Source organism: Streptomyces sp. NBC_00637 (genome assembly GCF_045161545.1).
Classification (GTDB): Bacteria; Actinomycetota; Actinomycetes; order Streptomycetales; family Streptomycetaceae; genus Streptomyces.
In genome coordinates, this window is record NZ_CP109046.1 from 941,401 (window position 1) to 955,816 (window position 14,416).

Genomic DNA, 14,416 nt, shown 5'->3' on the forward strand with positions numbered 1-14,416 from the left:
GACCTCGGAAGACGGCTCAGCCGGCCGGGACGGTGTCCTCGAACGTCGTTCCGGTGGCACGGTAGGCGTTCACCTTGGCGGTGACCTGGGCCGGTGTCAGGACCTGGTCCTTGACGTGGAGGACGTAGTCGACCTGCTGATCGTAGGCGCGGGCGGTCGTCGCGGTCTGCCCGGTCAGGTCGATCAGCCACTGGTTGAAGTTGATCGACATGGGCCGCTCGGGCAGATAGGCGGCGTCATGGGCACCGAAGAGCACGCCGTCGACGTAGTACGTGATGGTGCTGTCGTCGATGGTCACGACGAGGTCGTGCCAGCCGGCGTAACTCCGGCGGGATTCGGTGTGCTGGTTGACGGCCTGCCACGGGTCCGGGGCGTAGGTCTCCCAGGACGTCGTGTAGAGGATGTCCGAGGTCTCCCCCCAGCCACCGTTGGGAAGGTACTCGAAGTCGTATTCGGAGTAGTCGTCGGCCATCGGGGCGGTGAGGTCGTTGATGGTGAAGAACGTCTGGACGAGGTGGTCGCCGTCGGGCCCGGAGAGCGGCGCGTCGGAGAACTTCACCCGGGCCGCGTAGGTGCCCTTCTTGAACTTCGTCGCCTTGGTGAGGACTTCGGTCTGCTTGGTGCTGTCCGCCGTTCCCGCGGTCGACGTCCGGAGGTTCATCACGGAGTTTCCGGCGGAGTCGACGAAGGTGACGTTCTCCGGAGCCCAGGTGGCGCCGGGCACCCCGGGACCGCCCGGGTTCGAGCGCACGTTCCAGCCGTTCGCGGCGATCCTCGGGTCGCCGGAGGTGGTGTAGTCGAAGTCGTCGAACAGGCTCTGCCCGCCGGTGGGCGGGTCGGTGGGCGGATCCGTGGGCGGGTCGGTCGGGTCGTTGCCCGCGGGGGCGGTTCCCCACACCGTGGCGCCGGACAGCTGGGCGGTGACCTTCGGCCAGTCCGCGTAGGCGGTCTGCGAGGCACCGAACGAGTAGTCGTCGCTCTGCCTGAGGGTCTGCCAATCGGCACGGTGGAAGCGCAGTTGCATGTCCCCGGTGTCGGCGCCGGGTGCGAGGGCGCCCGCGCCCGAGGTGAAGCCGATCTCCAGGTAGCGGTCGGCGGTCGCCGTGGGGTGGGCGAGTGCGCCGAAGGTACCGGTGATGTTGGCGCAGCCCTTCACGGCCCAGGAACAGGCGAAGCGGTAGCCCGCGCCGGCGCTGTCGGCCTTGAAGTAGTACCGGACCTTGACGGTGGCGAGCTGGACGGTCCCGTCACCGGTGTTCCTGACCTTGAGCCAGGGCTCGGACTGGTCCGCCGTGGCGCCCGTGGCACTGGTGCGGTACTGGACGCTCACGTCGGCGGCGGCGGCGCGGGCGGTGGCGGGCAGGGCGGCGAGGCCGGCGGCGCCCAGGGCGACCGCCACGGCCGAGGCGGCGGCGACGCGCAGCCTGCTCGTACGGATTCTCGACGTCATGATGTTCCTTTCCGGGGCTGGGTGCTTGCAGGGGGCTCGGTGCTGGATAGAGGGTGCTGGGCCTTGCTGGATCCGGGCTGTCCGCGCGCGGCCGCGCGGCTCTCAGGGGTGTCGGCGGACTTCGAGTGCGTCGAGCCGGGCGGTGTGCAGGTCGAGGCGGGACCGGAAGTCGCCCCACTCGGTGGGGCCGCTCCAGCCGCGGTCCGCGAGGGCGCACAGGCGCGGATAGGTGAGGTACTCCAGGCGCTCGGGGGTGGCGGCGAACTCGGTCCACAGCTGGGCCTGCGTGCCCAGCACGCGCGCGGCGACGTCCGAGGTCGCGCCCGCGGGCACCGGGTCGTGGCCGTGGACGTCCCGCAGGGCGACGACGGCTCCCGGCTGGCCGGGGGGCTCCCGGGGATCGGCGCTCTGGGGGTGGTCGAGATAGGTGGCCCGGTGGTGGGCGTTGATCACGTCATGGCCGCGGCGGGCGGCGGCGAGGGCGTGCGCGGGATCGCGCCAGGCCATCACGGTGAAGCCGTCGGGCAGTTCGGTGCCGGTCTCGGCCCAGCCGACCGGGCGCCGCCCGTTGCGGACGAGGAAGTCGCCGATCCGGGCGAGGAACCAACGGTGCAGGTCGGCGGGCCCGTGCAGACCCTCGGCCGCGATGCGTGCCCGGGCGAGGGGACTGCGCTCCCATTCCGTGAGGGGGCATTCGTCCCCGCCGACGTGGAGGTAGGGCGACGGGAAGAGTTCCATGACCTCCTCCAGCACGGTGCGGCAGAAGTCGAGGACCTCGTCGTGGACGCCGAGGACGGTGTCGCAGACTCCCCACCGGGTCCAGACCTCCAGGGCCCGGTCCGGCGCGTTGCCCAACCGCGGATAGGCGGCCAGGGCGGCGCGGACGTGGCCGGGCATCTCTATCTCGGGCACGACCGTCACCCCGAGCGCGGACGCGTACTCCACCAGGCCCGCCAGCTCGGCCCGGGTGTAGGCGCCGCCGTGTGCGGTGCCGTCGTACACGTCGCCCGTCGGCCCGGTCATGGACCGGGTGCGGTGGCCGCCGATCTCGGTCAGCTTGGGGTAGGCCGTGACCGGCATGCGCCACCCCTGGTCGTCGGTCAGGTGCAGATGGAACACGTTGATCTTGTGGAGGGCCAGGAGGTCGACATAGCGACGCAGGTACTCCACCGGCTGGAAGTGGCGGGCCACGTCGAGCATGGCCCCGCGCCACGGATGGCGGGGGACGTCCGTGATCTCGGCGCAGGGCAGCGTCCACCGCACCCCGCGCCCGGGGGCCCGCGCCAGGGCCTGCACGGGAAGGAGCTGCCGGATCGTCTGCACCCCGCGCAGCAGGCCGGTGAGCCGTGCGGCGCGCAGCAGCACGGAGTGGGGACCGACCGTGAGTCCGTAGCCCTCGGTGCCGAGTCCCGTCAGATCCGGGTCCAGGGCGAGGACGACCGCTCCGTCGTCGGCGGGGTGCAGCGGCAGTCCCGTGGCGGGGGCGAGGAGGGTGCGCAGCAGGCGTGCCGCGTCCTCGGCCCCCTCGCCGACGCGTACCCGGGTGTCGGCGGTGAAGGTGAACTGTCCTGATCTCGTGCGGGCCTTGGTCGGCCGGGGCAGCAGCGTGGCGTCCAGTGGGGGTGCGGGCACGGTGGTCTCCCGGGGGGGGTCACGCGGGCGGGGAAGGCGGGGCGGTCAGCCCTTGACGGCGCCGGCCGCGAAGCCGGCCGTCACATGGCGCTGGAGAAGCAGGAACACCGCCAGGGCGGGCAGGGCGAACAGCGTGGAGGCGGCCATGGTGGCGCCCCAGTCCGTACCGAAGACGTTCTGGAACGAGGAGAGCCAGACCGGCAGTGTGCGGCTGTCCTGGTGCTTGATGATCAGGAAGTTGGCGTAGGTGAACTCGTTCCAGGCGGTGATGTAGCCGAACAGCGAGGTGGCCATCAGGCCGGGGGCCAGCAGCGGGAAGGCGATGTGCCGGAAAGCGCCGAGCCGGGTGCAGCCGTCGACCTGCGCCGCTTCCTCCAGTTCGGCGGGGATGGCGGCGATGAATCCGCGCAGCACCACGATCGTGAACGGCAGCGTCATCATGAAGTAGACGAGCGTGAGCGTGGGCAGCCGGTCGAGCATGTCGGTGTCGCGGGAGATGATGTACACCGGGATGATCAGTGCCTCCCACGGCGCCATCTGCGCGATGAACACCATGAGCAGGAACTGGCGCCGGCCCCGCCACCGCATCCGGGCCACGGCGAAGGCGGCGCCGAGCGCCACCACCAGGGCGAGCAGGACGGCTCCCAGGGTGACGAGGATGCTGTTGCGCCAGAACTGGGCGAACCCGTCGGCGTCGACGGCGGCGCGGAAGTGGTCCAGGGTCCAGGTCTGCGGCAGGAGCCGCGGGCTGTCCGACTGGATGTCCCGGTTGGGCTTGAACGCGGTGACGACCATCCAGTAGACGGGGAAGAGGCAGACGACGATCGTCGTCCCCGCGGCGGCGTGCAGCGGAAGGCGTCGAAGTCGGGCGCGCGGCGCACTCACAGGGCTTCGCCCTCCTGACGGAACAGCTGACGGAAGTAGACGACGAGCACGGCGGCCATCATCAGCACGGTGACCATGGAGGCCGCCGAGCCGAGGTCGTAGCGCTGGCTCGCGAGCGCGGTCTGGACGGCGTACACCGGGAGGATGGTGGTGGCGTCGCCCGGCCCGCCGTTCGTCATCACCCAGATCTGCACGAACGCCTTGAACGTCCAGATCACCTCGAGGGAGAGGACGAGCATGAAGATCGGCCGGATCATGGGAAAGGTGACGGAGCGGAAGATGCGGCCGGCCGGGGCGCCGTCGATCCGAGCCGACTCGTACAGCTCCGGCGGCACCGTGGCCAGCGCCGAGTACAGGGTGATCGCCGCGAACGGCACGGACTGCCACACGATCAGGACGACGAGGATCGTGAACGCCGCCGGGCCGTGCGCGAACCAGGGATAGCGGTCGAACGAGTCGAAGCCCAGCCCGGTCAGCGTGTGGTTGACGATGCCGAACTCCGAGTGGAACAGCCACTGGAAGACGGTGGTGGCGGCGATGACCGGCATGGCCCAGGCGAGCACGAGCGCGCTGAGCACCGCGGTGCGGCCCGGCCGGCCGAGCCGTTCGATCACCAGGGCGACCAGGGTGGCCAGCAGCATGATCAGCACCACGTCGACGGCCATGAACAGGAACGTGCGGCGCACGACCTGCCAGAAGTGTCCGTCCGTCAGCAGCGTCTCGTAGTTGCGCAGCCCGACGAACCGTGCGTCGCCGCTGATGAGCTGACGCAACCGGAAGTCCTGGAGCGAGATCAGCACCGCGCGGGCGAGGGGGTACACCAGCAGGTACAGCATGCCCAGCACGGTCGGCGCGACCAGCAGGTACGGCCATGCGCTGCCGGGGCGGAGCCGTCCGCGCGGGCCGTCGTGGTCGCGGATCGGCGGGGCCGGCCGCCGGGGGCGGGGTGCGGAGCCCCGCTGTGACCGCCGTCGTGACGGCCGGCCGAGCGGGAGGTGTGCCGCGGTGCGTTCGCGGATGACCGGCACGACGTCGTCTCCTTCCGGTACGGGGCGCGGGCGGCGGCTCAGGAGCCCGATTCCATGGCCTCGGTGATGGACTCGGAGGCCTTGGCGGCCTCGGTCCGGGCGTCGGCGCCGGTGAGCACCGCGGTCATGTAGTCCTTGATGGGGTTCTTCGCCTCCACGGCGGCCCAGCCGGGGGTGTTCGGCGTCGCCCGGCCGACCGCCGCGCCCGCCGCCATGGCCGCGGTGCCCGGATCGGAGGCGACCGCGTCGGCCAGGGTGGTCTTGTTGGGCACGTAGCTCATCGCGACGGCGAGCTTGCGCTGCCAGGCGTCGCCGGTCAGTTCCTTGATGAACGTGAACGCTGCCGCCTGCTTGCCGGAGGCGGCCGGGACGACCAGGTCGGAGCCGCCGGTGAACACCGCCCCGGGCCGGTCCGCCGTCTTGCCGGGGATGGGGAAGAAGCCGAGTCTGCCCTTGAGTTCGGGGTTGCTCTCGGTGACCACGTTGGCTCCGCCGGGCGTGGAGATGATCTGCGCGACCTGCCCCTTGGCCATGACCTCCGCCTGTGGCGGCTGCGCCTCGTCGGAGTCCCGCGGCCCCTTCCCCAGGGCCTGGAGCTTCTTGTAGAACTCCATGCCGCGCAGGGCCTCGGGGGTGTCGAGGGTCCCCTTCCAGGAGTCGCCGGACGGCTTGGCGAGGTCTCCGCCCTCGTCCCAGACGAACCCGGCGAGCGCGTACCAGGTCTGCCCCGGAAGGTAGATCCCCTGTGTGCCGCCCTTGTTGAGCTTCTCGGTGGCGGCGATCCACTGGTCGCGGGTCTTGATGGCGGCCGGGTCGACGCCGGCCTTGTCGAACAGGTCGGTGCGGTAGACCACGACCCGGTTGGCCGCGTAGTACGGGATGCCGTACTGCTTGCCCTCGTACGCGCCGGGCTCGGCCAGACCGGGCAGCCAGTGCGCGCCGCCGAGTTCGCCGACCTTGTCGCTGAGGTCGAGCAGTCCGCCGCTCTGCGCGAACTGGGCCACCTGGGTGTTGCCCGTCTCGATGACGTCGGGGGCGTCGTTGCTGGCGAGTGCGGCGGTGACCTTCTCGCCGATCCCGTCCCACTCCTGGATCTGCACCTTGACCTCGATGTCCGGGTGCGCGGACTGGAAGCCGTGGACGAACTCCTTCTGGAATTGGGCCGAGACGCTGTCGCGCATGAGCCAGACGTCGATCGTCGTCGTGCCCCCGGCGGCGTCACCGGACGAATCGGAACCGCCGCAGGCGCTCAGGCCTCCGGCGATCACCAGTGTGCAGACACCTGCAAGCATGCGGAGCTTCACAGTTCACCCCTGGGAGAAAGCGCCGGGCCACCTGACCAGTTACCGAACTGGACAGGTGACCTCTTGTTGGTCGATGAAGGTGGCATAGACCAATCAGGCCGTCAACCCCCCTCGTTCACCCGGGTTTTGAGGCCACGGATACGAAATCTTCCGTCCGGCGGGGCCCGAGTGGCTACACTGCATCTGACCAGTGCCGGACAAGTGGTCAACAAAGAGGGAACTGGTCAAGGGGCGTGACGAGGGCTGACAAGGCGTCGCGCGACATCGCACACAGTCGGGTGGGAGCGGTACATGAGCGCTGGCGGGTCAGGAGCGGTCCTCAAACGGGAACGCGTCCGCGACTACATCCTCGAACTCATCGAGTCGTTGAATCCCGGCGACGCCATCGCCTCCGAGCGGTCCCTCTGCAGCGACCTGGGCGTCTCGCGTCCGACCCTGAGGGCGGCCGTCGACGAACTCGTCGCGGCGGGCCTCCTCGTCCGCGAGCACGGGCGCGGCATGTTCGTCGCGCCGGAGAAGATCACCCAGGAACTCGTCTCCGACCAGCGGGCCATGGTCCTCCCGCGGGCCTCCGGCGCCTGGTCGAGCCGCCTGCTGGAGTTCACCACCATCGCGGCGGGCGCCCGCGTCGGGCGCAAGCTGCATGTGTCGCCGGCCGCCCTCGTCGTCTACGCGGCCAGGTTGCGCCTCGTCGACGGCTCCCCCATGGCCATCGAGCATCTGCACATCCGCGCCGACCTGGTCCCCGCGCTCACCGCTCGGGAACTGGAGGCCGGCGACCTGTACGACCATCTGCGCGAAGGGCACGGAATCCAGGTCAGCGACGCCGTGCAGACCATCGAGCCCACGGTCGTCAGTCAGGCGGAGGCCAAGCTTCTCGGCGTCCCCCATCTGTCGCCCGCGCTGCTGTTCGAGCGCCTCACCCGTGACACCGACGGGCGGCCCGTCGAGTACGTCCACTCCGTCTACCGGGGCGACCGCTACCGGATCGTCTCCCGTCTCACCCTGGGCCCCGCGGCCGCCCGCGAGTCCACCGGGGCGGCGGGCCATCTCCCGGGCATCCCGCCGGGCGCCTTCGCCCACCGGGATTCCGTCGCCCTCACCACCCAGGGCGACATCCAGCCCGCCCGCTGAGCTCTCCGCGAGGAGAATCCGCCGCGGCCCTCGGGGGGCCGCGGCGGACGGTCCGTCAGCAGGTGTGCGGGCCGGTCATGACGTGAAGGGTGTGGAGCCGTCGGCCGCGGTGATGCGCCACAGGTGGTCGGCGGTGCCGTTGTCGTCCCACTGCAGGGCCGCGGCCCCGGACGATGTGGACATCCCGTCGATCCCCAGCACCTTGCCGCTGCCCTTGTTGACGAGCTTGGCGTAGCCGCCCCCGGCGTCCACGAGGGACCACAGGTGGTCGGCCGTGAGGGTGTCACCCCACTGCAACGCCGTCGCGCCGGCCGTCGTCGAGCCATCCTTGATGCCGAGCACCTGGCCGCTGTTGGCGTTGAAGATCTTGTAGTAGCCGTCCTCGGCCGGGACGATCTTCCACCAGTGGTTGTCGGTGGTGTCGGCGGTCTGCTGCTGTACGGCCCCTCCGGCGGCGATCGAGGAGCCGGCGACACCGAGCTCCAGGTTGCTGTTCTTGTTGGTGATCTTCACCCGTGGTGTCTCCGGGTACCAGGACTCGAGCTCGGTGACGCCGACGAACTTGCCCGGCTGAGGCGTGAAGACAACCCGGAACCGGGCCGTCGTGACCGTCGGGAAGGTCACCTCGTTGGCGTTGTCGCCGACCGGTGCCGCCGGGCTCTTCGTCGGGCTCGGGACGTCCACCCACGTCCCGTCCTTCAGGTACTGGACGGTGTAGCTCGCCGGCACCCGGACGTTCGCGCCGTCGTCGTAGGTGTAGAACTTCACCTCGTTGATCTTGCGCGGCGCCCCGAAGTCGACGCCCAGGTGGTCGGTGGCGTTGGGTGAGCCGGAGTTGGTCCACCGGTCGTCGGGAGTCCTGTCGTAGCGGATCCAGCCGTCCGTCGCCCGCAGCGGAGCGTCGAACGTGGTCGGCTTGCAGGTCTGGCCGCTGTGACAGTGCGGGCCGTTGGAGACCGTGTTGGTGTAGGAGGCGAAGGCCTTCGGGTAGGGCTGGGTGACGGCTCGGCCGAGCCAGTCCTGCTCGGCGGTCAGCGGGTTGGCCGCCACGTTCATCATCCGCGTGGACTGTGCCGGGTCGACCGGGGCGGCCACGTTCACGGTGGTGTCGCCGAGGGTCGAGGACTGGTGGATGCGGCGGCCGTCCTGGAAGATCTGGAGGCCGCCGCCCTTGCCGTAGTGGGTGCCGTCCTTGTCCCAGCGGATCGCGTAGGTGTGCCCGTGGTAGGGCAGGGACTCCACCGCGAACCAGTCCCAGGTCGACGGGATCAGCGGCTTCAGCACCAGCGTGTTGTTCGCCTGCGGCTTGATGCCCAGCAGACCGGTGAGTACCAGGTCGTTGAAGCTGGAGTGGTTGTAGTTCTCGCTGAAGTTGAGTCCGTCGTAGATCCACGCGCCGGTGTCGCCGTCGGCGGCCTCGGCGACGTAGGGCTTGCCGTCCTTGTGCTGGAGGTCGGCGAACTGGGCCAGCAGGGTCGCGTAGTCGGCCTTGGTGACGTAGCTCTGCGCCGGGTAGTCCTGGAGCAGGTTCGCCATGCCGGTGAGGACCTGGCTCGTCTGGTAGGGCCAGCTCGGACCGTTCCAGTGGCAGCAGTTGGCGTCGTCGCGCTGCTGCGAGGCGGGGATCGCCTGGTAGTCGAAGTACGGGTTCGCCGTGACGCGGTCGATCTCGGCGAAGCCGGTGCCCTTGGTGAACCTGAGCGTGTTGGCCCCGGCCTTCATCGGGACCTGCACGGTGACGGCCTGCGACTCGGAGAACTTCTGCCAGGCACCGGTGGGCGCGTAGGCGACCGTGATCGGGCTCGCGGTGTCGCCGTTGACGACGAGCGTGTGGGTCGACGTGCCGGTGGTGCCGTTGGCGTAGTACACGGTCACCGGGTAGGTGCCGGCGCCGGGGGCGTCCACGGTGAAGGTGACATAGCTGTCGTCGAAGTCGATCTGCCCGACGTACTGGCCGTTGGAGGCCGTCGACGAGGTGAAGAGGTTCGCGTGGTTGCGGGTGGCCTGCTCCGCCTCGAAGTCGTGCACCCGCTCCAGCGTCGTCGGCCCGAACGGCGCCTTGAACCGCTTCGCGTCCGTCAGGTACTTCCACGCCGACGAGTACTGCGCGTCGGGCAGGTCGAACGCCCAGGGCGCGTAGCCCATCAGCTCACGCCAGGTCGTCCTGGTCTGCTTCAGTGTCCCGTTGGAGTTGTCGGTGTTGTAGACCTGCATGAAGAAGTCGCGCTGCGGGTCCCACAGCGAGTTCTGCACGGCGGCCTTGAGCTGCGCGGCCTTGGCGTCGTACTCGCTCGCCGTGGCGGTGTCGCCCTTCATGGTGGCGATCTTGCCGATCGCCTGGGCGGCGGCGAACATGTACCCGTTGATCGTGGGCCGGTAGCCGCGGCCGCCGCCGAACCAGTCGCTGCTGTGCATCGACGTCTCGGTGTACTCCGTGGCGTCGGACAGCGGACTCTGGTGATACAGGTCGCTGGAGGACGGGGTGCCGTTCACCGTGATGTCGTTGGTGAGGTTCGAGTCCCACCGCTTGTACAGCGCGATCAGGTGGGGAAGGGCCGACTTGATCTGCGCGGCGTCACCGGTCACGAGATATCGCTGGTACGCGGCGCTCGTGATCCACTCGCTGAAGTTCCGCACGCCCGGGTTGCCCGCTCCGCGCAGCCAGAAGTCCAGGTAGTCACCCGCGTAGTCGCGGTTGCGCAGCCAGCGGCCGTCGAGCAGGTGGTAGCCGGTCGCGTCCGGCAGCGCCGTGTACGGGTTCCCCGCGTAGCCGATCGGCACGTCGTACTCGGTCGACACGTACCCGGTGCCCGGCACGGTGTAGCGGAGCGCGCGCTTGTAGGTGCTCCAGCGGTAGTAGTAGACGTCGTCGATGTCGTTGTCGGGGGTGTCGACGAAGGGGATGTTGTCCTTGTACCACTGCCGCTCGTCGAGCTGGTTGGCGGCGAGGATCGCGTCCTTGTCCAGCGCGATCGCGTCGGGGTCGTCGGCGGCGTGGGCCGCGCCGGCCCCCGGCCCCGCCGACAACAGGCTCACGACCATGACCGAGCCGCACAGGGCGGCCGACACGCGGCTGCTACGTCTGAGGCGGTAACGCATAGAGGTGACCTCCATTGGACACTCATGCGAGGGATTTCATGTTCGAAGTCTCGAACGTTGTTCGAAATGCTGCGAGACGGTAGTGACAGCCGCACGGGAAAGTCAATGGGCCTGACGTCGGTGTGGCTCATCCTGGTGGCGGACGCCTACGTCGACCGTGTCGGGGCGTCGCCGACGACGGCCGATCCGGAACGAGTGGGAGCCCGAGAGCATGACCGACCCGACGCGGGATCCCCGCTTCCTCCAGGACCCCTATCCCGTCTACGCGGCCCTGCGATCCGGCTGTCCGGTACAGGCCATACCCACCGGTTCCGGTGGGCGCCCCGGCTACCTGGTCACCGGCTACGCGGAAGCGAGGAAAGCCCTCGGCGACGCGCGGCTCTCGAAGGACACGGCCGCCTTCTTCGCGGACGCGGACATCACAGAAGACACCGACAACGCCGACAAGGCGGGCAAGGGGTCACGGCGTCGGCTGCACCCCGCGGTGGCCCACACCATGCTGGCCTGCGACCCGCCCCGGCACACCCGGCTGCGCAAGCTCGTGACCAGCGCGTTCACGACAAGGGCCGTCACGGAACTGCGCCCGTTCATCGCCCGGCTCACCGACGAGCTGCTGGATCAGTGGCCCGTCGGCGAACGGTTCGACTTCGTGGCCGACTTGGCGGTACCGCTGCCGGTGATCGTGATCTGCGAGCTGCTCGGAGTTCCGGAGGGAGACCGGTCCGATGTCCGGCGCTGGTCCGGGGAACTGTTCGCGGCAGGGCGGTCCGACGTCGTCGACGCGGCCTCGCACGCGATGGCCGACTACATGACGGGCCTCGTCGCCGCCAAGCGCCGCGACCCCGGCGGCTCTCTCCTCGACCGGCTCGTCTCGGCGCGGGACGGAGACGATCGCCTGAGCGAGGAGGAACTGGTCTCCCTGGCGGTGCTGCTGCTCGTGGCCGGACACGAGACCACCACCAACTTCCTCGGCAACGCCACCCTGGCGCTGCTCCGGCGCCCGGACGAGCTGGATCGACTTCGGAAGAGCCCGGACGACATTCCTGCCGCGCTGGACGAGCTGCTCCGGTTCGACTCCCCCGTCACCACGGCCACTTTCCGGTTCACCACGCAGGCCGTCACACTCGGCGGCACCGAGATCCCGGCCGGCGTCCCGGTCGTGGTGGCTCTCGGAGCGGCCAACCGGGACCCGGAGCGATTCCCGTCGCCGGACCTGCTCGACCTGGACCGGGACGACGCGGCCTCCAATCTCGGCTTCGGCCACGGCATTCACCGTTGCGTCGGCGCTCCCCTGGCGAAGGCCGAGGCGGAGATCGCCCTGCGAGCGGTGCTGACCCGGTTTCCCGGAATCCGGCTCGCCGTACCGTCCGATCGACTGGAGTGGCGGCGCACCCGCCTCGTGCGCGGGCTCACCTCGCTTCCCGTCCTGGTGTAGCCCTTGGTGGCCGACGGCAGGCCGACGCGGGCCTTCGCGCAGCCGGCCCGTGGCCTCGGCGAGGTGCCGTCCGAGCGGGGCCGGGGTGGTCGACGACAGCAGCAGATCCGTGTCGTCGGCCATCACGTCGGCGAACGCCTTGCCCGGTGCGGTGATGAACAGGGCCGCGTTGCGCGTCAGTTCACGCTCGCCCGTGCCGCCGCCGCGCGCCCGGGTCGGCGTGGCGCGGCGTGGTCCGGTTCAGTTCGCCTTCGTCGTCCGGCCGAAGAGCCGGCCGGCGAGATCGACGCCGACGATCGTGCCGTCGTCGTCGCGGGAGAAGTAGCCGCGCTGCCCCTCGAGGCCGCCCTCGGTGACGATGTATTCGTCGCCGTCGCCGGGGAGGAAGCCGATGGCGGCGGCCGGGTAATCCGGGGGCATCTCCTCGTCCGACGCCGCACGGATCTCCGGCTTGATCCCGACCGCGAGGGTGAGGCGGGTGCCGTCGGTGGCGATGTCGAGGTTCATGGCGTCGATCTCGTAGCGGCCGACGACCGGCGCGGCCTGCCGTTCGTCGTACGGGACCGGCTCCGGGGTCCGCTGGACGATGCCGAGGTAGTGCTCGAGCGTCCACTTCACGACGGATTGGTTGAGGGGGTAGCCGTCCGGGCCGGCGTTGGCCAGGGAGACCACCGCGAAGTCGCGTTCCGGCACGATGAGCAGCTCGGCGAACTGGCCGTTGCCCGAGCCGCCGTGCCCGATCGCGTGGACGCCGTCGAGGTCGTGCAGGAACCAGCAGATGCCGAAGCCCTCGCCGAGCGTGCTGGCGCGCAGCCCGACCGTCCGCTCCCGCATGCGGCGCAACGCCGACTCGGGCAGCACGCCCTCGCCGTCGCCGAGTTGGAAGCGCGCCCAGCGCAACAGATCACTCACGGAGGAGGCGAGGCCGCCGCCGGGGTTGTCGCCGCGCGCGCCCTCCTTGAACGCTCCCCAGGGCCGGGCGACGTGCAGTTCGCCGTCGTCGCCGCGATTGTGGCCCACGGCGAACTTGCGGACCATCACCTCGGCCAGGCCGTACACGGTGTCGGCAAGGCCCACCGGTTCCAGGACGAGCGCGGCCATGGCCTGCTCGAAGGGCAGGTCCGTGACCTTCTCGACGATCCGGCCGGCCAGGTCGTACCCGGCCTGGCTGTACGAGGCGCGGGCTCCGGGCGGTGCGATCAGCGGCAGTTCGGGCAGCTTCGCCACCAGGCCGGCCAGGGAGCGGTCACCCTTGCCGTCGTCGATCAGGTTCCAGTCCAGGCCCGCGGTGTGGTTGAGCAGGTTCAGGACGGTGATCCGCTCAGCGGCCCGCTCGTCGCCGAGCTCCAGTTCGGGGACGTAGCGTCGCACCGGCGCGTCCAGATGCACCTTCCCCTCCGCGACCAGGCGCATCAACGCGGTCGCCGTGAAGGTCTTGGACACCGACGCCAGATGGAACAGCGTCTTCTCGTCGACCGGCTGCGGGTTCGCCACGCTCGTCACCCCGTGCGACGCGTAGATCTCCCGGCCGCCCAGCAGCACCCCGACGGCGGCACCGGGAACGCCGAACGCCTCGGCCTGTGACGCGAGGACATCCGACAGCTTCTCCTGCGACATCGCTCCCCCTCCAAAGACTTGAACTAAGTACGAGAGAGAGCGTAGGCAGCGACTCGAACAAAGTGCAAGTCCCTGCGTGAACTAAGTGCAAGTAAGGTGACGGCCATGCCGCGAAACACGCTGACCGCAGACCGGATCGTCCAGGCGGCCATCGAGCTGCTCGACGAGGAGGGACTGGACGGCCTCAACATGCGTAGCCTCGCCGGACGGCTCGGCTCGGCCGCCACGGCCGTCTACTGGCACATCAAGACCAAGGACGACCTGGTCCGGCTCGCCGGTGACGCGATCTGGCACGAGGTCGAGCTGCCCGATCTCGACGCCACCGACTGGCGGACGGCCGCCACCGCGCAAGCCACCGGCATGCACGCGATGCTCACCCGGCACCCCTGGCTCGGCCAGGCGTTCGGCAGCCAACCCCTCTACGGTCCCGGCCAGGCCCGCCACACCGACCTCAGCCTCGCCCTCTACGAGAAGGCGGGCTTCACCCCCGCCGACGCGGACCGGGCGGCGGCCACCGTGCTCGTCTTCGTCCTCGGCAGCGCCCTCGGACCGGCCGCGCAGGTCTCGCTGAACCGCCGGCTGAGCAGAAACGGCGCGAACGCGGAGCAGTCGATGACGGACGCCCTGACCCGCAGCACCGAGATCGCCCTGGGTTTCCCGCGGTTGCGCGAACGCCTCGGCACCACCGCGGCCTCGGAGTACGCCGCGGCGCCCGACAACACCTTCGCGTTCGGCCTCCGGTCCATCCTCGACGGCTTCGAGGCCCGCCTCACCGCCGACCGCGCCGATCGGCACGCGTGACCCGCACCCGCGTCCAGGAGGACTCCGCCGC

General features: G+C 70.1%; 10 protein-coding genes. 3 read left to right on the forward strand and 7 right to left on the reverse strand.

Going from position 1 to position 14,416, the window contains the following annotated elements:
• Positions 1–16: 16 nt before the first annotated feature.
• The 5 genes from OG440_RS04060 to OG440_RS04080 all read right to left on the reverse strand — a co-directional run bounded on the left by OG440_RS04060 (position 17) and on the right by OG440_RS04080 (position 6,287).
• Positions 17–1,450 carry a cellulose binding domain-containing protein gene (locus tag OG440_RS04060; protein WP_406005433.1) on the reverse strand — a complete coding sequence of 478 codons (1,434 nt, stop codon included), beginning with the start codon at positions 1,448–1,450 and terminating at the stop codon, positions 17–19.
• 102 nt (positions 1,451–1,552) lie between these two features.
• Positions 1,553–3,082 carry a beta-N-acetylhexosaminidase gene (locus OG440_RS04065; RefSeq protein ID WP_406005434.1) on the reverse strand — a complete coding sequence of 510 codons (1,530 nt, stop codon included), beginning with the start codon at positions 3,080–3,082 and terminating at the stop codon, positions 1,553–1,555.
• A 45-nt stretch (positions 3,083–3,127) separates the two neighbouring features.
• Positions 3,128–3,967: a carbohydrate ABC transporter permease gene (locus OG440_RS04070; RefSeq protein ID WP_406005435.1), complete on the reverse strand. Its 840-nt coding sequence runs from the start codon at positions 3,965–3,967 to the stop codon at positions 3,128–3,130.
• The gene (locus tag OG440_RS04075; RefSeq protein ID WP_406005436.1) at positions 3,964–4,995 is read right to left on the reverse strand and encodes a carbohydrate ABC transporter permease; all 1,032 of its coding nucleotides are present in this window, start codon (positions 4,993–4,995) and stop codon (positions 3,964–3,966) included. Before OG440_RS04075 ends, OG440_RS04070 begins: the two co-directional genes overlap by 4 nt.
• 38 nt (positions 4,996–5,033) lie before the next feature.
• Positions 5,034–6,287, reverse strand: a complete 1,254-nt coding sequence (locus tag OG440_RS04080; RefSeq protein WP_406005437.1) for an extracellular solute-binding protein — start codon at positions 6,285–6,287, stop codon at positions 5,034–5,036.
• A 303-nt stretch (positions 6,288–6,590) separates the two neighbouring features.
• On the opposite strand from OG440_RS04080, the gene OG440_RS04085 reads away from it, so the two are divergent.
• On the forward strand, positions 6,591–7,433 hold the full coding sequence (locus OG440_RS04085; RefSeq protein WP_406005438.1) for a GntR family transcriptional regulator: 843 nt from the start codon (positions 6,591–6,593) through the stop codon (positions 7,431–7,433).
• A 75-nt stretch (positions 7,434–7,508) separates the two neighbouring features.
• On the opposite strand, the gene OG440_RS04090 is transcribed toward OG440_RS04085, so the two are convergent.
• Positions 7,509–10,532 carry an MGH1-like glycoside hydrolase domain-containing protein gene (locus tag OG440_RS04090; RefSeq protein WP_406005439.1) on the reverse strand — a complete coding sequence of 1,008 codons (3,024 nt, stop codon included), beginning with the start codon at positions 10,530–10,532 and terminating at the stop codon, positions 7,509–7,511.
• A 211-nt stretch (positions 10,533–10,743) separates the two neighbouring features.
• Here OG440_RS04090 and OG440_RS04095 point away from each other — a divergent pair, with 211 nt between their 5' ends.
• Positions 10,744–11,967: a cytochrome P450 gene (locus OG440_RS04095; protein WP_406005440.1), complete on the forward strand. Its 1,224-nt coding sequence runs from the start codon at positions 10,744–10,746 to the stop codon at positions 11,965–11,967.
• Positions 11,968–12,207: 240 nt separating this feature from the next.
• On the opposite strand, the gene OG440_RS04100 is transcribed toward OG440_RS04095, so the two are convergent.
• Positions 12,208–13,584, reverse strand: a complete 1,377-nt coding sequence (locus tag OG440_RS04100; RefSeq protein ID WP_406005441.1) for a serine hydrolase domain-containing protein — start codon at positions 13,582–13,584, stop codon at positions 12,208–12,210.
• A 105-nt stretch (positions 13,585–13,689) separates the two neighbouring features.
• Here OG440_RS04100 and OG440_RS04105 point away from each other — a divergent pair, with 105 nt between their 5' ends.
• Positions 13,690–14,385 carry a TetR/AcrR family transcriptional regulator gene (locus OG440_RS04105; protein WP_406005442.1) on the forward strand — a complete coding sequence of 232 codons (696 nt, stop codon included), beginning with the start codon at positions 13,690–13,692 and terminating at the stop codon, positions 14,383–14,385.
• The last annotated feature ends 31 nt before the right edge of the window (positions 14,386–14,416 follow it).